General features: G+C 65.1%; 18 protein-coding genes. 9 read left to right on the top strand and 9 right to left on the bottom strand.

The window, feature by feature from the left end:
- Positions 1–76: 76 nt before the first annotated feature.
- Complete coding sequence (locus ACFPTO_RS02060) at positions 77–541, top strand: rhodanese-like domain-containing protein (RefSeq protein WP_377709116.1); 465 nt, start codon at positions 77–79, stop codon at positions 539–541.
- Between the two features lie 196 nt (positions 542–737).
- On the opposite strand, the gene ACFPTO_RS02055 is transcribed toward ACFPTO_RS02060, so the two are convergent.
- The 4 genes from ACFPTO_RS02055 to hrpA form a co-directional block, all read right to left on the bottom strand.
- A complete protein-coding gene (locus ACFPTO_RS02055; protein ID WP_377709114.1) occupies positions 738–1,571 on the bottom strand; it encodes a competence/damage-inducible protein A in 834 nt (277 codons plus the stop codon).
- A 55-nt stretch (positions 1,572–1,626) separates the two neighbouring features.
- Complete coding sequence (locus ACFPTO_RS02050; protein WP_377709112.1) at positions 1,627–2,448, bottom strand: EI24 domain-containing protein; 822 nt, start codon at positions 2,446–2,448, stop codon at positions 1,627–1,629.
- 236 nt (positions 2,449–2,684) lie between these two features.
- Positions 2,685–3,698: a YVTN family beta-propeller repeat protein gene (locus tag ACFPTO_RS02045; RefSeq protein ID WP_377709111.1), complete on the bottom strand. Its 1,014-nt coding sequence runs from the start codon at positions 3,696–3,698 to the stop codon at positions 2,685–2,687.
- 160 nt (positions 3,699–3,858) lie between these two features.
- Positions 3,859–8,622 (bottom strand): ATP-dependent RNA helicase HrpA, encoded by a 4,764-nt coding sequence (gene hrpA, locus ACFPTO_RS02040; RefSeq protein ID WP_377709109.1) that lies wholly within the window; start codon positions 8,620–8,622, stop codon positions 3,859–3,861.
- 23 nt (positions 8,623–8,645) lie between these two features.
- Here hrpA and argA point away from each other — a divergent pair, with 23 nt between their 5' ends.
- Both argA and ACFPTO_RS02030 read left to right on the top strand, forming a co-directional pair.
- On the top strand, positions 8,646–10,025 hold the full coding sequence (gene argA, locus ACFPTO_RS02035) for an amino-acid N-acetyltransferase (protein WP_377709108.1): 1,380 nt from the start codon (positions 8,646–8,648) through the stop codon (positions 10,023–10,025).
- Positions 10,026–10,088: 63 nt separating this feature from the next.
- A complete protein-coding gene (locus ACFPTO_RS02030) occupies positions 10,089–10,364 on the top strand; it encodes an oxidative damage protection protein (RefSeq protein WP_293034265.1) in 276 nt (91 codons plus the stop codon).
- Positions 10,365–10,483: 119 nt separating this feature from the next.
- Here ACFPTO_RS02030 and ACFPTO_RS02025 read toward each other — a convergent pair whose 3' ends face one another.
- The 5 genes from ACFPTO_RS02025 to ACFPTO_RS02005 form a co-directional block, all read right to left on the bottom strand.
- The gene (locus ACFPTO_RS02025; RefSeq protein WP_377709106.1) at positions 10,484–10,963 is read right to left on the bottom strand and encodes a metallophosphoesterase family protein; all 480 of its coding nucleotides are present in this window, start codon (positions 10,961–10,963) and stop codon (positions 10,484–10,486) included.
- A gap of 112 nt (positions 10,964–11,075) precedes the next feature.
- Positions 11,076–11,450, bottom strand: coding sequence for a cupin domain-containing protein (locus ACFPTO_RS02020; RefSeq protein WP_377709105.1), 375 nt, complete (start codon positions 11,448–11,450; stop codon positions 11,076–11,078).
- Positions 11,447–12,832, bottom strand: coding sequence for an FAD-containing oxidoreductase (locus ACFPTO_RS02015; RefSeq protein WP_377709103.1), 1,386 nt, complete (start codon positions 12,830–12,832; stop codon positions 11,447–11,449). The genes ACFPTO_RS02020 and ACFPTO_RS02015 overlap by 4 nt, the downstream gene beginning before the upstream one ends.
- A gap of 271 nt (positions 12,833–13,103) precedes the next feature.
- Positions 13,104–13,298, bottom strand: a complete 195-nt coding sequence (locus ACFPTO_RS02010) for a hypothetical protein (RefSeq protein ID WP_377709101.1) — start codon at positions 13,296–13,298, stop codon at positions 13,104–13,106.
- Between the two features lie 357 nt (positions 13,299–13,655).
- Entirely contained in the window at positions 13,656–13,790 is a 135-nt protein-coding gene (locus ACFPTO_RS02005) for a hypothetical protein (protein ID WP_377709099.1), read from the bottom strand.
- 381 nt (positions 13,791–14,171) lie between these two features.
- Here ACFPTO_RS02005 and ACFPTO_RS02000 point away from each other — a divergent pair, with 381 nt between their 5' ends.
- The 6 genes from ACFPTO_RS02000 to ACFPTO_RS01975 all read left to right on the top strand — a co-directional run bounded on the left by ACFPTO_RS02000 (position 14,172) and on the right by ACFPTO_RS01975 (position 20,853).
- The gene (locus tag ACFPTO_RS02000; protein ID WP_293034270.1) at positions 14,172–14,444 is read left to right on the top strand and encodes a hypothetical protein; all 273 of its coding nucleotides are present in this window, start codon (positions 14,172–14,174) and stop codon (positions 14,442–14,444) included.
- 1,308 nt (positions 14,445–15,752) lie between these two features.
- Positions 15,753–16,826, top strand: coding sequence for a substrate-binding domain-containing protein (locus ACFPTO_RS01995; RefSeq protein WP_377709097.1), 1,074 nt, complete (start codon positions 15,753–15,755; stop codon positions 16,824–16,826).
- 105 nt (positions 16,827–16,931) lie between these two features.
- A complete protein-coding gene (locus ACFPTO_RS01990; RefSeq protein ID WP_377709095.1) occupies positions 16,932–18,041 on the top strand; it encodes an ABC transporter substrate-binding protein in 1,110 nt (369 codons plus the stop codon).
- Between the two features lie 39 nt (positions 18,042–18,080).
- On the top strand, positions 18,081–18,905 hold the full coding sequence (locus ACFPTO_RS01985; protein ID WP_377709093.1) for an ABC transporter permease: 825 nt from the start codon (positions 18,081–18,083) through the stop codon (positions 18,903–18,905).
- Between the two features lie 20 nt (positions 18,906–18,925).
- Positions 18,926–19,816 carry an ABC transporter permease gene (locus ACFPTO_RS01980; protein ID WP_377709092.1) on the top strand — a complete coding sequence of 297 codons (891 nt, stop codon included), beginning with the start codon at positions 18,926–18,928 and terminating at the stop codon, positions 19,814–19,816.
- A complete protein-coding gene (locus ACFPTO_RS01975; protein WP_377709090.1) occupies positions 19,813–20,853 on the top strand; it encodes an ABC transporter ATP-binding protein in 1,041 nt (346 codons plus the stop codon). Before ACFPTO_RS01980 ends, ACFPTO_RS01975 begins: the two co-directional genes overlap by 4 nt.
- The last annotated feature ends 22 nt before the right edge of the window (positions 20,854–20,875 follow it).

Here is a 20,875-nt window from a genome sequence, read left to right as displayed (position 1 = left end):
GGGGCGCGCCGCCCGGCGTAAATACCGCGCGCTAGAATGATCTTTTGGCCCAACAAGAAACAGGAGATCCGCTGTCATGACTACGCTCGAACAGTTGTACGCCCAGGCCGACCGGCGCCACATCGAGAATCAGCTGCCCTACGCGGGCGCGATGGCGCCTGCCGAGGCATTCGAGCTGCTGCAGCTCGACCCGCGAGCGCGCCTCGTCGACGTGCGCACGCGTGCGGAACTCGACTGGGTAGGCCGCCCGTTGATCGGCGACGGGCAATACGCTCATGTCGAATGGACCCGCTACCCGGGCGGCGTGCCCAACGCCGAATTCCTCGCCCAGTTGCGCGCTTGCGTCGAACCCGACACGCCGGTGCTGTTCCTGTGCCGCAGCGCCATGCGTTCGAAACTGGCAGCCATCGAAGCCACGAAGGCCGGTTTCACCCAGGCCTACGATCTGCTGGAGGGTTTCGAAGGCGACAAGGACAGCCAGGGCCATCGCAAGACCGTGTCGGGCTGGTGCTTCCGCGGCTTGCCGTGGATCGGCGCCTGAACGCCGCACGGCCATCGCGCATTGCGCGGCGCTTCCCGGCGTTGCTCAGCGTTTTCTCGACGAGTCACTCTGAGCGACGCACATGACAGCACAATGATGCGCCGGGCCACGGCACCGCCCATGCTTCGTGGCCGTGCCGACCCGCCCCACCCGCCGCTCGCGCAGCCAGCCGCGCGAGCGCGAACACTCCGAACACTCAACTGCCGGCGCGCGGCTCGCTGCCGTCCGCCTCCGCCGGTTCCACGATGTCCCCGCCGAGCAGATGCACGCCTTCGCGCAACTTCACGAAGGCCGCCGCCACCGCTTCAGGTTCGCCCTTCACGCCCAGATCGATATGCCGCCGCGCGTAGATGCCGCCGCGCTCGGCATCGCCGACACTCGGCAGGCTGAATACGCGCACGCCCGGAAAATCCTGTTCGATGTGCTCCATCAGCGGCGTCAGCGTCGATTCAGGCATCTCGAACACCAGCAGCGACTTCTCCGCATGCGGCGTCTGGTGGTGCAGGTGCGCGTATTTCGTGTCGAGCACCCATTCCATCATCGGCCAGGCCATCACAGGAAAGCCCGGTACGAAGTAGTGCTCGCGAATCGAAAAACCGGGGATCTTGTTGTAGCCGTTCGGAATGATCTCCGAACCCACGGGAAACGTGCCCATGTGGAAGCGGCGCTGGCTCTCCGGCGAGTCGAAATCGACCGGGTCGCTGCCCTTGTGCAGGTCGACGATGCGCTCGCTGATGGCCGTACGCGCGTCCGGATGCAACGCGAGCGGCACGCCGAGCGCCGCTGCCACGCACTGTCGCGTGTGGTCGTCGGGCGTCGCGCCGATGCCGCCCGTCGAAAACACGATGTCTCCCGACGCGAAGCTGCGCCGCAGCGTTGCCGTGATCCGCTGAGGATCGTCGCCGACGTATTCGGCCCATTCGAGCGCGAGACCGCGCGCGCGGAGCAATTCGATGATTTTCGGCAGATGCTTGTCCTGACGGCGGCCCGAGAGAATTTCGTCGCCGATGATGATGACGCCAAATGCCATGTGTCGCCTCGTTGTAGTCGTTTGATGTGAAAAGTCAGGGCAGAGTCAGGTTTATTCAGGGCACCGCGGGCACGTTGTGCTGCGCCTCGGAGCGCATGCGCTGGAGCGCGTGCAGGCAGTAGTTGCCGAACCAGAGCGCCGTGAATACAAGAATGAATGCGTAGATCCAGATGGTCAGCGCGGCGACCGCCGGGAAGAGCACGACGAGCCACGCCGACGAAACCCAGATCGCCGTGGGCAGCGAGCCGAGCAGCCCGCTCACTATGCCGATCGTGAGCAGCGGCAGCCGATAGCGGCGCACCAGCGCCCGGCGCTCCTCGGCGCTCGCGTGCAGCGCGAGCGCGTCATAGGTCATCACGCGATACGTGAGCCAGCCCCACAGGAGCGGCGGAATCAGCGCGAAGAACGGCGGCACGAGCCACAACGGCAGCGTGACGATCATGAGCACGATACAGACGAGCGTGGTCCACAGCGAATACACGAGACTGCCGTACCAGCTTCCGCCGCGCCGCATTTCGAGCGTCGTGTACTGCCGGGCAGACAGATAGCGGATCACGCGCGGCATCGAGAGCGCAACGATCAGCAGCAGCACGGTCACGACGATCAGCGGAATGGCGACGGCAATCACGACGAGCGGCGCAATCACGGCGCGCATCCCGCCGAAGCCGAGCCAGTCGAACAGGTGATAGAGCGTGGACGTGAATCCCCAGCTCTGGAGCCAGACGCGCGCGGTGTCGATCAGCGGCTGCCAGAAGGCGTAAAGCAGGCCGCCCCACACGATGGCCGCCACGAGAAACGGCAAGAACGTGAGCCACAGCATGACAGGGTGAAACGCGCTGGCAAGCGCGCGTCCGAACGAACGCATCAGATCATTCATGCGGGCGGAGAACGTCGACGGGATAGGTGGAGAACACGGGATTCGTGGGCGCGATTGACTATAGCCCGAAGCATAAACCAGCGCGGGCGCGACGGGTAAAGCGTGAAGAAACCGCCGCCCTGCTGCTTTGCAGCGCGCGAGCTTCGCTCCCGCCGCCCTCGCCCCCTCAGCTGCGCTCGGCTGCCCTCAGTTGCGCTCAGTTGCCATTACGCAATCTCAGGCACCGTCACGCAAAATCACGCGCCGTTCGGCGCCATGACGGGCGCGCGGTCGTAGAAGTAGATGCCGTGCGGCGAGCGGCCCACGGGAATCGTCTTGATGAGCTTTTTCGTGCGCATGTCGATGACGCCGACTTGCTTCGCGAAGCGAAACGTCACCCACAGATAGCGCTTGTCAGCCGAGAGTTCCATATCGTCCGGCCCCGGCAGCAGGTCGCCGATCTCGCCGGTTTTTTCGAGCGCGACTTCGTCGACGATGCTGATCGTGTTCGACACGCGGCTCGACACCAGCACATGGCGGCCGTCCGCGAGCGAGCGGAAGTTGTGCGCGGCCTTGCCCACCGCGATCTGCTTGACGATCTTCTGGTTGCGCCAGTCGACGACGGCAACGTAGTCGGCGCCCGTCATGCCGACGAGCAGGTACTTGTCGCCCGGCGTGAGCCACAGGCCCGCGGGCGCAGCTCCGACCGGCATTTTCCACAGCACCTGCTGCGAAGGCAGATCGACGGCCGCGATCTCGCCCGACGACTGGAGCGACACGAACACCGTGCGGCTGTCGCGCGTGAACGCGAGGTGGCTCGGCATGGCCGAGAGCGGCAGACGTTTTGCGACCGTGAATACGGCGCCGCCCGCGTAGTGATAGATGTCAAGCCGGTCGAGGCGCAGCGCGGTGGTGACGAACCACTTGCGGTTGGGCGAGAAACCGAGCTGATACGGATCTTCGACGTTCTCGACGAGCAGTTGCGGCTTGCCGGTTTGCGGATCCACGAACAGCAGGTTGTTCGAGACCGAATTCGCGACGATGAGCGACCGGCTGTCCGGCGTCGGAAAGAGGTGATGCGGCTCCTTGCCGGTCGGCACGGTGCCCATGACCTGATGCGTCTGCGAGTCGATCAGGCTCAGCGTGGCGTCACCTGAATTGAGCACGATGATGTTGTTCGCATGCGCGGCCAGCGAGACGAACGATGCGCAGACCAATGCGCCCGCAGCGGCAAGACGGCCGGCGGCGCGGCGAAATTCGGAGTTACGCATGGGAATTCACGAGGCGGGAGGAGCGTGATTGTAGAACGGCCGGTTTGTCGCAGGATGGCCGCGCTACGGTGAAACGCACCTTATGCGGCAAACCGTCGCGCGTCCGCGACACGGACGTTCTTACCCCCATTGAACATCCGCCCCGCGCACGCGCTCGTCATCAGCGCTGCATCGATTCCCAGACCTTGTAGAGCCGCTTGACCGACACGGGCATCGGCGTGCGCAGCTCCTGCGCGAAGAGCGAAATGCGCAGTTCCTCCAGCAGCCAGCGGAACTCCGAAAGACGCGGATCGAACACGCCGCCGCGCTGCGACAGCGCGCGCTGATACTGCTGCATGAGCGGCTGGAATTCGGCGAACTGGCGGGCGTCGCGTACGGCGTCGGCGCGCAGCTTGTCGATGCGCAGCGCAATACCCTTCAGATAGCGCGGAAAGTGCACAAGCTGCGCATAAGGCGTATCGACGATAAAGCGCTTGCCGGTCAGCGCATCGAGCTGGGCCTGCATGTCGGCGGCGGCCTGGCCGAACGCCTTGGCCTGCACGAGTTTCTTCGCCACGCTCGCGTATTCGGCAAGAATCTGGCCCACGAGCCGCGCGATCTCCTGCGCGAGCAGCGAGAGGCGTCCGCGGCCCTCGTCGCGGCGCGCGTGGAAAGCCGCGTCGTCAGCGGGAAGCGGATCCTGAAGGCAGGCACGGTCGAGCGCGAGTTCGATCAATTGATCGCGTAACTCTTCCTGCGTCGCGCGCGCCATGAAGTGCATCGCCATCTCGCGCAGTCCGGGCAGGTTCTTCTCCAGATAGCGGATCGGCTCGCGTAGCTGAAGCGCGAAAAGACGTCGCAAGCCCGCGCGATGAATGCGCGCCGCTTCCTCGGGCGAATCGAACACCTCCACGTCGCAATGCGTGCCGCGATCCACGAGCGCCGGATAGCCGAACAGCGTCTGTCCGCCCCGGCGGATTTCCAGCAGTTCAGGCAGCTTGCCGAAATTCCAGGTCGTGAGGTTCTCGTAGAGCGCCGTGGCCGTGGCCACCGGTTCCGCCGCATCGGACGGCGCGCTCGTGCGCGGCGCCGCGCCCAGCTGCACGCGTGGCTCGGGCGGGCTCTCACCTGGCTGCGCAACCTGGGCCGTTGCGCTCGCAGCCAGTTTCTGGAACTGCTGCTGTGCCTGCGCGCCCAGTTCGGCGCGCAGTTGCGCGAGATTGCGGCCCATCGCGAGCTGGCGCCCGTGCTCGTCGATCACCTTGAAGTTCATGAACAGGTGCGCGGGCAACGTTTCCAGCTTGAAGTCCGCGAGCTTCAGCGCGATCTGCTTCTGCTCGCGCACATCCTCGATTAGCGCTTCCAGCAGACCGCGTGCGCCGAAGCGCTCGCCTGACACGCGCTCGGCGAAACCCGCCGCGTAGTCGGGCAGCGGCACGCAATGGCGGCGCAATTTCTGCGGCAGCGACTTCAGCAGCAGTTGGGCCTTCTCCTTGAGCATGCCCTGCACGAGCCACTCGCAACGCCGCGCATCGACCTGATTGAGCGCGTAGAGCGGCACCGCGAGCGTCACGCCGTCGCGCGGCGAGCCCGGCTCGAAGTGATACGTGAGCGCCATGGCGACGCCCGACATCGTCATGCGCTTCGGGAACAGATCGGTCGTGACGCCCGCCGCCTCGTGGCGCATGAGGTCGTCGCGCGAGAGATACAGCAGGCGCTGCTTGTCTTCGGGCTGGCCGCTCTTTTTGACTTCATCGCGATACCAGCGCTCGAACGATGCGCCCGAATAGATGCCTTCGGGAATCGCCTGATCGTAGAAGCCGTAGATCAGTTCGTCGTCCACCAGCACGTCCTGGCGGCGCGACTTGTGCTCGAGTTGCTCGATATCGGCGAGCAGCTTGCGGTTGTGCGCAAAGAACGCGAGCTTCGTGTCGAACTCGCCTTCCACGAGCGCGCCGCGAATAAAGAGTTCGCGCGCGCGGGCCGGATCCTGCCTGCCGAACGCCACGCGACGGCGCTGATACACGGACAGGCCGTAAAGCACGCCGCGCTCGAAGGCGCTCACCTGGGCCGCGCGTTTTTCCCAATGCGGCTCGGAAAGCGATTTCTTCAGCAGATGCGCGCCGACCTTTTCGAGCCATTCGGGCTCGATCTTCGCGATACAGCGCGCGTAGAGGCGGCTCGTTTCGACGAGTTCGGCGGCGACCACCCAGCGCCCCGCCTTCTTCACGAGCGCCGAGCCCGGCCACAGATGGAACTTGATGCCGCGCGCGCCGAGGAAATGCGGCTCGTCGTCGGCTTTCAGGCCGATATTGCCGAGCAGGCCCGTCAGCAGCGCGTGGTGGATCTGCTCGTAAGTCGCCACCGATTCGTTGATCCGCCAGCCATGCTCGCGTACGACCGTCAGCAGTTGTGAGTGAACGTCGCGCCATTCGCGCAGCCGCAAATGCGAGAGGAAGTTCGCACGGCACGCATCGATCAGTTGCCGGTTCGACTTCTTGTGCGCGACGGCCTCCTCGAACCAGGCCCAGATCTTGAGCCACTGCAGGAATTCGGAGCGCTCGTCGGCGAAACGGCGGTGCGCCTGGTCGGCCTGCTCCTGCGCTTCGATTGGCCGGTCGCGCGGATCCTGCACCGATAGCGCGCTCGCGATGATGAGGACTTCGCGCAGCGACTGCTCGTCGCGCGCGCCGAGAATCATGCGGCCCACGCGCGGATCGAGCGGCAGGCGCGCGAGTTCGCGCCCGAGCGGCGTCAGCGCGTTGTCGTCGTCGACGGCGCCGAGTTCGCCCAGCAGCTGATAGCCATCCGCAATCGCGCGGCCCGGCGGCGGCTCGATGAACGGAAAGGTTTCGATCGCCGTGAGATGCAGCGATTTCATGCGCAGGATCACCGCCGCGAGCGACGAACGCAAAATTTCCGGATCGGAAAATTTTGGACGCGAAAGGAAATCCTGTTCTTCGTACAGGCGGATGCAGATACCGTCCGCGACGCGGCCGCAGCGGCCCGCGCGCTGGTTGGCGGCCGCCTGCGCAATCGATTCGATCTGAAGCTGCTCGACCTTGTTGCGGTACGAGTAGCGCTTCACGCGCGCGAGCCCCGTATCGACCACATAACGGATGCCCGGCACCGTGAGCGACGTTTCCGCGACGTTGGTGGCGAGCACGATGCGGCGCGCGTTCGACGGCTTGAATACGCGCTCCTGCTCCTGGGCCGAAAGCCGCGCGAAGAGCGGCAGGATTTCCGTGTGCGGCGGATGATGCTTGCGCAGCGCCTCGGCGGCGTCGCGAATTTCGCGCTCGCCCGGCAGGAACACGAGCACGTCGCCCGAACCTTCGCGGCACAGTTCGTCGACGGCGTCGACAATCGCGTCCATCAGATCGCGGTCGCGCGCCGAGTCGCGCTGCGGCCTGCCTTTTTCGCGCCCCGTCGTGCCCTGGGCGGCCTTCACCGCCGGACTGTCCTCGACCACGGGCCGGTAGCGCACCTCGACCGGATACAGCCGCCCGCTCACCTCGATCACGGGCGCGGGCGTCTCCTCGCCGCCGAAATGGCGCGCAAAACGGTCGGCGTCGATGGTCGCCGACGTCACGATGAGCTTCAGGTCCGGCCTGCGCGGCAAGATCTCTTTCAGATAGCCGAGCAGGAAGTCGATGTTGAGACTGCGCTCGTGCGCCTCGTCGATGATGATCGTGTCGTAGGCCTTGAGCAGCGGATCGGTCTGCGTCTCGGCGAGCAGGATGCCGTCGGTCATCAGCTTGACCGAGGCGCCCGGCGAGAGGTTGTCCGTGAAGCGCACCTTGTAGCCCACCACCTCGCCGAATGGCGTGGCGAGTTCGTCGGCGATCCGGCGCGCCGTGGCCGACGCCGCGATCCGGCGCGGCTGCGTGTGGCCGATGAGCCCCGTGCCGCCCGCGCCCAGGCCGCGCCCGAGCGCCAGCGCGATCTTCGGCAACTGCGTGGTCTTGCCCGAGCCGGTCTCGCCGCTCACGATCACGACCTGGTTTTCGGCGATGGCGCGCGCGATTTCCTCGCGGCGGCCGCTGACCGGCAGCGCCTCGGGGAATGTGATCGGCGGAATAGGATTTGGCTCGACGACGCGGCGTGCGGGGCGCTCGGTGCGCTCCTTGTGTTCTTTGCGCTCCTTGCTTTCCCTGCGTTCGCCGTTTGCGGCGGGCGCAGGCACAGGGATGTCCGCCTGTGGCTGTGCTTCGCGCGCACCGCGCGCTTCGGCCGGTTTAGGCGCGCGCGCTGCCGTGTCCTGCGGCTGGCGAGGCCTGGCGTCGCGCGATCCTGGCGAAGACGCGCGCGGCGCCTGCTGTTGCGCGCGCGGTGCGGCTGGCCGGTCGCCCGACGGCTTCAGCGGCTGCGCGTCGCGCCGCTCGGTGTGCGCTCCGCGTGCGGGCGACGGATTGTCGTTACGCGGCTTCGCGGATTGCTCGCGACGCGGTTTATGTTGTTGAGGCTGTGACTGCGGTTTTGATTGCGGTTGCGACTGCGGCTGCGGCTGCGGCTGCGGCTGCGGCTGCGGTTGTGACTGCGACTGCGGCTGGGATTTCGCCTGCGCATCGCCCTGTTGCCGCGCCTGCCGCTCGCGCGGGTGCGCCGGTTGCACGCGCTCGCTTACGGATTTCGCTTGCGGCTGCATTTGGCGCTGCGTTTCAGGCTGCTTTTCGCCCGTCGCGGGCTGCTTCTCGCGCGCCGCAGGCTGCGGCTGCGACTCCGGCTGACCAAGCGGTTTATCCGCCCGCTTTTGCTGGTTGCGCGCGCCGCCAGGCGGTCCGCCACGCACGAGTTCCGCGAGCCGTTGCGCCGACGCGGGCTTCGGCGCCTCGGCATAGCGCTGCGCGCCGCGTTTTTCGTGCGCACCATCGCGCGCCGCGCCGGTCTCGTCGCGGCTGTTGCCGCCCTGCCCGCCGACAGGTCTTTTGGGTACATTCGACATGGGGGCGCATTATAATCCCGGGCATGAATTCCCAAACCGACCTCGTCCCCGCGTCCGCAGGCTCGCCGGCTTCCTCCGGCGCCGCGGAGTCCATCTCGCAGCACGCGCAGTTCGTCGACTGGATGCGATCGGTCGCACCCTACATTCACGCGTTCCATAACAAGACGTTCGTCGTCGGTTTTGGCGGCGAGGTCGTGCACCAGAATCTGCTCAACGCGCTCGTCGCCGACATTGCGCTGTTGCAGGCCATGGGCATCCAGATCGTGCTCGTGCACGGTTCGCGTCCGCAGGTCGAGGAGCAGATGAGCCTGCACGGCGTCGAATCGGAGTTCTCGCACGGCATGCGCATTACCGACGCGCGGGCGCTCGAATCGGCGAAGGAAGCCGCGGGCGAAGTGCGTCTCGACATCGAGGCCGCGATCAGCCAGGGTCTGCCGAACACGCCGATGGCGCACGCGCACATCAGCGTCGTCTCGGGCAATTTCGTGACGGCACGGCCCGTGGGCATTCTCGACGGGGTCGACTTCCAGCACACGGGGCTCGTGCGCAAGATCGACGCCGATTCGATCAGACATTCGCTGGCGAGCCGCAAGCTCGTGCTGCTCTCGCCGCTCGGTTTCTCGCCGACCGGCGAGGCGTTCAATCTGTCGATGGAAGATGTTGCCTCGGCTGCGGCCATCGGGCTGCGCGCCGACAAGATTATTTTCCTTACGGAAACACCGGGCCTCATCGACGCGGAAGGCGAGCTGATCCGCGAATTGTCGCTCGACGACGCCTACAAGCTGCACGAAAGCGGCACCGTGCTCGGCGACGCGGCCTTCTATCTGAAGCACTCGATTCGCGCGTGCCGCGGCGGCGTCGGCCGTGCGCACATCATTCCATACGCGCTCGACGGCAGTGTCCTGCTCGAACTGTTCCTGCACGACGGCGTGGGCACCATGATCTCGTACGAGAACCTGGAGAGCCTGCGCGAAGCGACGCCCGACGACGTCGGCGGCATTCTCACGCTGATCGAGCCGCTCGAAATGGACGGCACCCTCGTGCGCCGCGGCCGTCACCAGATCGAGCGCGACATCGACCATTTCTCGGTGATCGAGCACGACGGCGTGCTGTTCGGCTGCGCGGCGCTGTATGCCTACCCGCAGGAGCGCATCGGCGAGATGGCGTGCCTGACCGTGTCGCCCGAGGCGCAAGGCGTGGGCGACGGCGAGCGCCTCCTGCGCCGCATCGAGCAGCGCGCGCGGGCGCGCGGCCTCACGCGCATCTTCGTGCTGACGACGCGCACCGAACACTGGTTCCTCAAACGCGGCTTCGTGAAGGCAACGGTCGACGACCTGCCCGAAGATCGCCGCCGGCTCTACAACTGGCAGCGCAAGTCGCTCGTGCTGATGAAACAGCTTTGAGCGTCCTCATCTACCGATGAAGCGCGACACCCCCCACACAAACGACTACAGGAGTAGCACAGCATGGCCCGTATGATCCAATGCGCAAAGCTCGGCAAGGAAGCCGAGGGTCTCGACTTTCCGCCGCTGCCCGGCGAACTCGGCAAGCGCATCTATGAGAGCGTTTCGAAGGAAGCCTGGCAGATGTGGCTCAAGCACCAGACCATGCTGATCAACGAAAACCGCCTGAACATGGCCGACCCGCGCGCGCGTCAGTACCTGATCAAGCAGACCGAGAAGTTCTTCTTCGGCGACGGCGCCGACCAGGCAGCGGGCTACGTGCCGCCGACCGAGGGCTGATCCGCGCCTCGGCCTCGCGCAATCGCGACAAGCCGCCCACCGGCATGAAGCAATCCGCGCCCCCGAGCGCGGATTTTTATTTGTGCACTCTTATTGCACTGGTTTGCGGCGGTAGCGCGTTACGCGACCAGCCGCGCATGCTCGACGCTCAGTTCGCCCGATTTTCCGATGGTCAACATCGCAGCCGTAACGGGCAATCTGAAACGGCGTGGCCCCGCGCTGCCGGGATTCACATAGAGCACGCCGTCGCGAGCCTCTAGCGAAGGCTTGTGCGAATGACCGCTCACGACCACCGCAATACCGCTGCTCGCAGGGTCGTCACGCAGATCAGGTAATTCGTGCACGACCGCGATCTTCACCCCGCCGACTTCCAGCACCGTTTGCACCGGTAGCGCTTCGGCCCATTCGCCGCGATCGTTGTTGCCGCACACGGCGGTCAGCGGTGCAATCGCGCCGAGTGCCGCAAGCACGGACGAATCGCAAATGTCCCCTGCGTGAACGATCGCATCACAGCCGGCAAGAAAACGCAGCAGTTCGGGCCGCACCAGATTGTGCGTATCGGAAACCAGGGCGACGCGAAGCGTGTTTTGTGCGGGCATGGGTAGCGCAGAGGCGGTCTGGCACGCGAAGCGCGCGCAAATAGGGCTCAGGCGCGATTATCGTCGACGGTGTTCCGCGCCTGGGTACGATCGGAAACCCGCGGCCCCGGTTTCAGGCCTCACCCTCAGCCTCGCCCTCATCCGCACTGAAGTAAACGGTGAGCCAGACAGTCGGCACCGTCTCATCGGTCCACGCCACGCGATGCCGGCAATGCGCCGGAATATGCACGTAGTCGCCCGGCAGCAACTGCCGCCGCACGGGCACGTCGGCTTCGAATTGCAGGGCCGCGGCGCCAGTCAGCACCACCACCCATTCGTCGCGCGGATCGTCGTACCAGAATCCATCCGGGCTCGCCTGACCTGTCGATATGATCCGTTCGATCACCAAACCGCGCCGCGTCACCAGCCGGTCGAGGCGCTCGCCTGTCGCTTCGTGGTCGATGCCCACAAACAGGTTGCCGGACCCACCCGGCGAGATCGCGCTCATTTCAGTGGCCTCAGCCCGTCGAGCAGCGTCGGCACCAGTTCGCTCACGGTCGGGTGGATATGCATTGCAAACTGCAGCGTCGTGTACGGCGCATCGGCGGTCATGATGTCGATGAACGTGTGGATCGCTTCGTCGCCCTCGATGCCGAAGATCGACGCACCCAGTATTCGCTTCGTCTGCGCATCCACCAGCGCCTTCATGAAACCATCCGTCTCGCCGCGCTCGCGGGCTCGGCCCACGCGCGACATCGGCATGGTCGAAACAAGCGCAGGCCGCCCGCTCTCGCGCACCGCGCGTTCGCTCATGCCCACGCGTGCGAGCGGCGGATCGACGAACACCGCATAGGCCGGAATACGCGCGTCGGCGCTGCGATTGCCGCCATCGAGCAGATTGGCCGCGATGATCTGGTAGTCGTCGTACGAGCTATGTGTAAACGCGCCACGCCCGTTCACGTCGCCCAGCGCCCAGACGCCTTCGACCTTCGTGCGCAACTGCCCGTCGACCGGAATGATGCCGTGCGCGTCGCGTGCGATGCCCGCCGCGTCCAGCCCCAGATCATCCGTGTTCGGGATGCGCCCCGTCGCGAACAGCAGGTGCGAGACGTCGAGCACCCCATCGTCGAGGGCAATGCGTGTGCCGCCGTCACCGAGCGGCTCAACGGCGTGCGGGGCCGTTCCGAAGCGAAACTCGACGCCCTCGCGCACCATCACCTCCTGTACCGCAAGGGCGACGTCTTCGTCTTCGCGCGCGAGCACGCGCGCACCGCGCACGAGCACCGTGACGCGACTGCCGAAACGCCGGAAAATCTGCGCGAATTCGAGCGCGATATAGCTGCCGCCGACGATCGCCAGATGCGACGGCAGTGCCTCGAGCGCAAGGATCGAGGAATTGGTTTCGTATCGGATACGTTCGAGGCCGGGAATCGACGGCACCGAGGCGCGCGTGCCGGTATTGAGGAAAATTTCCGGGGCGTCGAGCGCGAGCGACTCCCCTCCGGCTACCTCGACGCTCACCGCATGCGGCCCCGTGAAGCGCGCGTGTCCCTGAAACACGGTGACGTTCGGCGTCGCACGCAGCCAGCGCTCGACGCCATCGCGTGAAGCACCGATGATGCGGTCCTTGCGCGCCTTCACGAAAGCGAGATCGACGCGCACATCACCGTCCACCTGCACACCAAAGTCCGCTGCATGGCGTGCGACATGCGCGGCGCGCGCGCACGCGACATAAGCCTTGGTCGGCGTACATCCGACGTTCACACAGGTGCCGCCGAACGCAGCGCGCTCGACCACCGCGGTCTTGCGGCCGCTCTTGCCGAGGCACACGGCAAGCGCAGGCCCGCTCTGCCCCGTGCCGATCACGATTGCGTCGAAATGTTGTGACATGCCGCCTCTCCTTCGTGAGTTTGCGAGAACGCAGTGCCCTGACCGCAGTGCCCTAACGACTCGCGGCATCTTACGCCTGTCGTTTTAACGGCGGCGCCCGAGCGTACATGCACCGCCAGGCGGTATCCAGAGGCGCATTTTCCGTAAGGAAATCAACAAAAAAAGAGCCGCCGCGCAGCGCGGGACGGCTCGCGGACTCACGCTACGACACTGAACAAACAGTGCCGGCGCGTGTCGGGGGATCGGGGTTTCGTATCGGCAATCCGGAGCTTTAGTGAACGCACTCGCCGTGCGCGGCGCACAACAGTTTGCGCGAACGTTGCAGCGCGGCACGCGCACTGCGCGTGGCGACGATCAACCCGACCTGGCTCAGATTGAAGTCGGTCGAAACCATCATCTGCATCAGGTCCACCATGGGTAAAACCAGTGCAGGTTGAAATAGCTGGCGTTCGATAAAGGATTTCATGATGGCTCCCGCTTCGCCATCGCCTCCTGCGGGATGCCATGGCCTTTCCATGTGTGCCATTCTAGAAACCCGCCATTCCCCGATAAATGGGCCGTATACGAAGTCACTTGTCGAGCAAGACGAACAATCGACGCAGAACAGCCGCTCGTGTCCGGCAGCACAACGTTTTCCCGAACCAGATTCCCTTTCGCATGCAGCAAACGTAAATTCGTTTGCTGACGTTCTACGTGATGCGATGCAGCGTACGGCTTCACCAAACGCCACCACATTGTCGTGACAACAGCACGTCGCGTCACTCAGCGCGCAGCGGTGAAGCGGTCACAAACCCGGCCCGACGAAGCATGAGTATGCGCACGCTCAGCAACGTTTTTCGTGCAGCACCTGCTGCACCGCATCACCACAAAACACGTCAATTCGGGCGATGAATTCCTGAGTCGCACGAGCAGCACCGGGAAACGGAATCTGGCGGCGGGCATTCGACGTCCGCGTCATGATCGTCTTCGCACTTCGTCTCGCGAACCGCGCCGTGACACGTGTGCAGACTCACGAAGGCGGCTCGCACAAGGTCTCACGGACCTCGGCGCGCGCAGCCACGGCGGACTCTTCAGTTCGTCCTACCTGGTTTCCAGGTCGGCGCCAGATCGGCAACCGTGTCGCTCACAACCAATCTGCCGCGCTGTCCCGGTTGCAAACGCAACCGTTATCACCCGGTTGATAACGTTCGGCACGTGACTCTGCGGGCTGATTGACACAGAGTCACAGAGTCGTCGCAATGCGGCGCAGCATGAGTGCGGCACATCGCGTCATCCCGATTCTTTTGGGTTGCAATCACTGCCATGACGCGGCGACAATGCACCGGTATCTGGAGGATCTATGAGAGGACTCGTCCTGCTAGCCGGAGTCAGCGTGCTGGCAGCGTGCACATCGGTAACCGATGTGCACTCGCAACAAGATGGGCATTTGATCGTGACGAGCCGCGCACGCTGGAACATCGTGTCCTGGAATCGCGTGCGCAACGCCGGCATCGGCGAGGCACAGGCCTACTGCAAAAAATTCAGGAAGGAAATGCACACCGTCGAAATGCACACCGAGGGGCTGCGCGACGTAACGGCGCAGTCGGTTGTATTGATCTTCGACTGCATCTGAACCGGTACGTCCACTGCCTGGCGCTGCGGGTCGCCAGGTTCGGCTGGCCGAGCATGCCATCCGATCCGCAACCCTTTCCGATCGCGACATCTTTCTCATTATCGAAATAAATTATTGTCGTTCTCCCTAATATTCAGACAGCATTCCTGGGATACACTGGCGACACATTTCGTTACGCCTCGTCGCAGGTGGTTACATGGTGACCGCATTTCTGATTGTGTGTCCGATCGGGATTCTTGCCCTGTTTGGTTTCGCCCGGATGATCGATCCGCGCACGGGTCGATTCCGACACCGATAATCCCTGCCGCTTCAGCCGTTGTTCGCATCAGCCTCCCGAATCCTCGGCCACATCGGTCATTCGGCACGACGCGATCAACCGGGTTCGCCGCATCGGGTTCGCCGCATCGCCGCGGCGGAAACCTTCGCGCGGCAGCGCCCGTCTCCTTCCCCGTAGTTGCACGCAAGCGCAATGCGCTCGGCCCGTTGGCCCGCTCGCGCTGGAGCAGCTGCCATGGGCTGCGCGCCCTTCCCGACGTAACTCTCGCGCGAGCGGCACCGGTACAGCACCGGCTTTGTCCTCCGCACAACCCGCACCGTCCATCTGAATCTCACAGGTCGCCTCTTGCGATCTGTGTCCTCAACATGCACCTGAGTAGCGCTCGATACCCGCCGCAAACAATAAATTTGCATCACTAATGATTTGACTGACACTTAAACGAAGCACGTCTTGAACCGGTCGCTGAAAAAGCAAAACCCGCGAAGCCTCGGGCTTTCGCGGGTTTGCTGGATCTCCCCGATCGGGCGGGAGAATTCGGTGGTGCCGGGGACCGGACTTGAACCGGCAAGCCGTAAGGCGGCGGATTTTCGTCACACCACGTCTTTCGACGCCGCGCGCATCGCTTTGCGCGCGTTCGTGCGCTGGACTATGCCTTCGCCCTAGCCACGCACAGCGTCTTGCACGCTGCGCACCGCCTTAGGCGCCCCCCGTCTAGTCTCTACACCTTCCGCGCCGCCGCGCATGCGCGGCAACCGGCTTGGCTCGGCGTTGCCTCGGTGCCGTTCGCGCTCTCGCGCCGTACGGCCCAGGGGGTTCGCCGAATTTGAGGGGTTCTGCACCGGCCGTTTCTGGCCGGGCACTCAAATTTCATTTAAGTCCGCTATGTTTACCAATTTCATCACCCCGGCAAGGGCGGACGCGATTCTACCATTGCCCCACGCCGCCCCCAAACTCGGCGCGTCATCTGCACGTCACACGCCATTTCCATAATCCACCTCACTGAAAACGTTTACAACGTCCGGACCGCACCCATGACGTCAACCATCAAGGATGTCGCCGCACATGCGGGATTTTCAATCGCCACCGTTTCGCGAGCGATCAACGCCCCTCACACCGTCAATCCGGTCACGCTCGCCAAGGTGCGCGAGGCCATCCAGGCGCTGAAGTTTCATCCGAGCCCGCTCGGCCGCCAGTTGCGCGGCGAGCGCACGCGCCTGATCGGCATCGTGCTGCCCACGCTCGCGAACCCCGTGTTCGCCGAGTGCCTGCAGGGCATCGACGAACTCGCCGCCGAGCAGGGCTTCCGGCTCATGCTGATGACCACGCAGTATGACGAACAGCGCGAGCGCCATGCGATCGAGACGTTGCGCGCACAACGCGTCGAGGGCCTCATTCTGACTGTCGCCGACGCGGACACGCATCCCCTGCTCGACGAACTCGACGCCGACGGTCCGCTCTACGTGCTGATGCACAACGACACGAAGCGACGCCCGTCGGTATCGGTCGACAATCATCGGGCCGCCAGCGACGGCGTGCGCATGCTGATCGCGCACGGCCATCGCCGCATCCTGATGCTCGCCGGCACGCTCGCAGCATCCGACCGCGCACGCCAGCGCCATGCGGGCTACACGCACGCGATGCAACAGGCCGGCCTCACGCCCGCGCCCGCACTGGAAATCGACTTCAACGCCGACGAACTCGCGCCCGAGGTGCTCGCGCACCTGACGGACGTCCAGCAGTCTCCCACCGCCCTCTTCTGCAGCAACGATTTGCTTGCCATGGTCGTGATGCGCGGTCTACGCGGTGCACGCATGCGCGTGCCGCAGGACGTGTCGATCCTCGGCTTCGACGGTCTCTCGATGGGCGAACTGCTGGCGCCAGCGCTCGCGAGCATCGGAACGCCGAACCGCGAGATCGGCCGGGCGGCATGGCAGAAGCTGATGGCGCGCATCGTCGGCGAATACGCCGACGCGCCGCTCGCCCTCACGTTGCCGCATACGCTGCGCGAGGGCGGCACGATCGCCGCCATCGCGAACACGCCACTCGCCCGCGCCGGTCAGGCGCCGCACGCATCGCGCGAAAGCGACGGCGCGCTGCTTCCCTGATGCTCCCCTGATCCTTTCGCCGTGCCGTGTTGCGCGCAGCCCGGCGGCACAGTGCCAGCAACACGCAGTACCAACAACGTTTCTCACCCGACCCGGACATCCGACATGACTCGCCGATCCGCCTCAGCTATTTCGTTATCCTGTTTTTCTGTGCGCGCAGCCGTCCATGCACTTGCCGCGCCGCTCAAGCGCGCTTCACGCGCACTTCCGGCCGCAGCCGCCGCTGCATCGATCGCCCTCGCCGCAGGCATCGCGACGAGCGGCGCCGCCCACGCCGAGCCAACCGCGATCTGCTACAACTGCCCGCCCGAATGGGCCGACTGGGCGAGCCAGATCAAGGCGATCCAGAAGGAAACCGGCATCCGCGTGCCGTTCGACAACAAGAACTCCGGCCAGGCCATCGCGCAGCTGATGGCCGAAGCAAAGAGCCCGGTTGCGGACGTGGTGTATCTGGGCATCTCGTCGGCAGTCCAGGCGAAGGACAAGGGTCTGGTCGCGCCGTACAAGCCCGCGCACTGGGACGATATCCCGGCGAACCAGAAGGATCCGCAGGGCTACTGGTTCGCGATCCATTCCGGCACGCTCGGTTTTCTCGTGAACAAGGACGCACTCGAAGGCAAGCCGGTCCCGGCTTCGTGGGGCGATCTGCTCAAGCCCGAATACAAAGGCATGATCGGCTACCTCGATCCGTCGAGTGCGTTCGTGGGCTATGCGGGCGCAGTGGCCGTGAATCTCGCGCTGGGCGGCACGCTCGACAATTTCCAGCCCGCTTTCGACTGGTTCGGCAAGCTCAAGGCCAACCAGCCCATCGTGCCGAAGCAAACGGCCTACGCGCGCGTGCTCTCCGGCGAGATTCCAATCCTGCTCGCCTACGATTTCGACGCCTATCGCGCGAAGTACAAGGATCACGCGAACGTCGAATTCGTGATCCCGAAGGAAGGCACGATTTCGGTGCCGTACGTGATGAGCCTCGTGAAGAACGGCCCGCATGCCGACAACGGCAAGAAAGTGCTCGATTTCGTGCTCTCCGACGAAGGCCAGAAGCTGTGGGCCAATGCCTATTTGCGTCCGGTGCGCGCGAGCGCGATGTCGCCGCAGATCGCCGCGAAATTCCTGCCCGCGAGCGAGTACGCACGCGCAAAACCGGTTGACTTCGCAAAGATGGCGGCACAACAGCAGGCGTTCGGCGAGCGTTATCTGCAGCTCACGCACTGATCCCGCCACGCATCGATACGCACCGATACGCCCACAGACATGCACGACATCACCTTTCCCCTGCGCTGGCGCGCGGCGCTCGTCGCACCGGCGCTCGTGATCTTCCTCGCGTTCTGGCTGCTGCCGATGGCCGCGCTCGTCCAGGTGAGCGCGGACGGTCATTTCGTCGAGACTTATCGCGCGCTTCTCACGAATAGCCGCTACATGGAAAGTCTCGCCGCGACGATCGCGCTGTCCGCAGCCGTCACGGCGGCAACGCTCGTGCTCTCGACGATCTGCGGCATGCTGCTCGTGCGGCACCAGTTTCCGGGGCGCCCCGCGCTCGTGGCATTGCTCACGTTTCCGCTCGCGTTTCCGGGCGTCGTCGTGGGCTTCATGGTGATCATGCTCGCGGGACGTCAGGGGCTGATCGGTGCGCTCACATTGCGTCTCACCGGCGAGCGCTGGGTATTCGCCTATTCGATGGCCGGGCTCTTCGCGGGTTATCTGTACTTTTCGATCCCGCGCGTGATCGTGACGGTGATGGCCTGCGCGACGAAGCTCGATACGTCGCTCGAAGAAGCCGCGCGCTCGCTCGGCGCCACGCCGTGGCACATCGTGCGCGACGTGATCCTGCCCGCGCTCGCGCCGGGCCTGATCGCGGCGGGCGCCGTGTGCTTCGCGACGGCCATGGGCGCATTCGGCACGGCGTTCACACTCGCCACCGACATCAACGTCCTGCCGATGACCATCTACACCGCGTTCACCCTCAACGCGAACATGGTGACGGCCGCGGGCCTGTCGATCCTGCTCGGGCTGGTGACCTGGGCCGTGCTCACCGTCGCGCGCAGCCTGACCGGCTCGGCTGTCGCGGCCACCGCATAAGCGATATCGGGGAACCGCACATGAACTCAGTCGTCACGCCTGCCGCAGCCGCCGCACGGAGGCGGCTCGCGCCGCCCTCCGCCCGCACATGGCTCGCGTTCGCGCAATGGTGCGTCACGCTCGCCACCTGTGCATTTCTGATCGTGCCCGTCGTGATGTCGATCGTCGCTGGCCTCACGGTCAACTACTTTCGCGGCATCTCAAGCGGCTTCACCTTGCGCTGGCTCGATCAGGTCTGGACGCAGTATCACGAGTCGGTGTTCCTCTCGCTCGAAATCGCCGCCGCGACGCTCGTCATCACGCTCCTGGCAGGCGTGCCCGCCGGCTACGCGCTCGCGCGCAGCCGCACGCGCCTCTCGCGGCTGATCGAGGAACTGCTCGTCATGCCCATCGCACTGCCGGGCCTCGCCTCGGCGCTCGCGCTGCTCGTGGTGTACGGCAGCTTCACCGCGTTTCGTTCGAGCACCGCGTTTATCGTGGTCGGCCACGTGGTGTTCACGCTGCCGTTCATGGTGCGGCCCGTCGCGGCCGTGTGCGCTTCGGCGGACCTGCGCACGCTCGAAGAAGGCGCCGCAAGCCTCGGCGCAACTTTCATCCAGCGCTTTGTCACGATCGTGCTGCCCAATGCGCGGGCCGGCATCGTTGCGGGTGCGCTCGCCGTGCTCACGCTCTCGATCGGCGAATTCAATCTCACCTGGATGCTGCACACGCCCGACACAAGGACGCTGCCGGTCGGTCTCGCCGACGCCTACGCATCGCTGCGCATCGAAGTGGGCAGCGCCTACACGATCCTCTTCCTCATGATGACGCTGCCGTTGCTCGTGGCCATGCAATGGCTCGGCGTGGACGCATCGGGCGGCCAGATCAACCGCAAAGCCCGCAAGCACCGCACCAACAAGGATTCCCGATGAAACTCGATTCCATACCGATCACCCTCACGCGTTGCGCGAAGACGTTTCGCGGCGCGCGCGTGCTGGAGCCGCTCGATCTGGCGATCGGCGCGGGCGAAACGCTCGTGCTGCTCGGGCCCTCCGGCTGCGGCAAAACGACGACGCTGCGCCTGATCGCGGGACTCGAATCGCCCGACGCGGGCGGCAGCGTATATTTCGGCGACGACGACGTAACAGCCCTGCCCATCGAGCGCCGCAAGGTCGGCATGGTGTTCCAGAACTACGCGCTCTTTCCGAATCTCACGGTGCGCGAGAACATTGGTTACGGCCTCAAGATCCAGAAAGTTCCGACCCATACCGCACGCGAGCGCGTAGACGAACTGCTTTCAATGATGCGTCTCGAAACGCACGCCGATAAAAACATCGGCCAGCTTTCGGGTGGTCAGCGCCAGCGCGTCGCGCTCGCCCGTGCGCTCGCGCCGCGTCCGCGCGTGCTGCTGCTCGACGAACCGCTCACGGCCCTCGATGCGCGCCTGCGCGATGCGCTGCGCAGCGACATGAACGCGCTGCTGCGCGAACTCGGCGTGACGACCGTCTACGTTACGCACGATCAGGCCGAAGCGATGGAGCTTGGCGACCGCATCGTCGTGATGAGCGCGGGCCGCATCGAGCAGATCGGCACGCCGCGCGACATCTACTATCGTCCGGCGAGCCGCGCGGTCGCGCAGTTTGTCGGCACGCTTAACCGGCTCGCGGGACAATGGCAGGACGGCCTGCTGCGCACGACCGGCGGCGCCGTGCCGGCCGCCGCGCCGCACATGGCGGGTGCGAGCGAGCTGTATTTCCGCCCCGAGGATGCCACGCTCGCCGATCCCGCCACCGCGCACCTGCGGGGCGTGATCGGGCGCACGACGTTTCTCGGTGAACGCACCCGCCTGACGATCGAGGGCGCGACGCACGACGCGCTCGTCATCGACGTCGCCGGGCGCGTCGAACTCGCTCCCGGTACGCCGGTCGGACTTTCAATCGCAGCCGACGCACTGATCGCGCTCGCATAAATTCTGGCGACAATTGCATTTA

The organism is Paraburkholderia denitrificans (assembly GCF_042655705.1).
Lineage (GTDB): Bacteria > Pseudomonadota > Gammaproteobacteria > Burkholderiales > Burkholderiaceae > Paraburkholderia > Paraburkholderia denitrificans.
The sequence above is the reverse complement of the archived record's forward strand: the minus strand, read 5'-3'. Positions and strand labels throughout refer to the sequence as shown.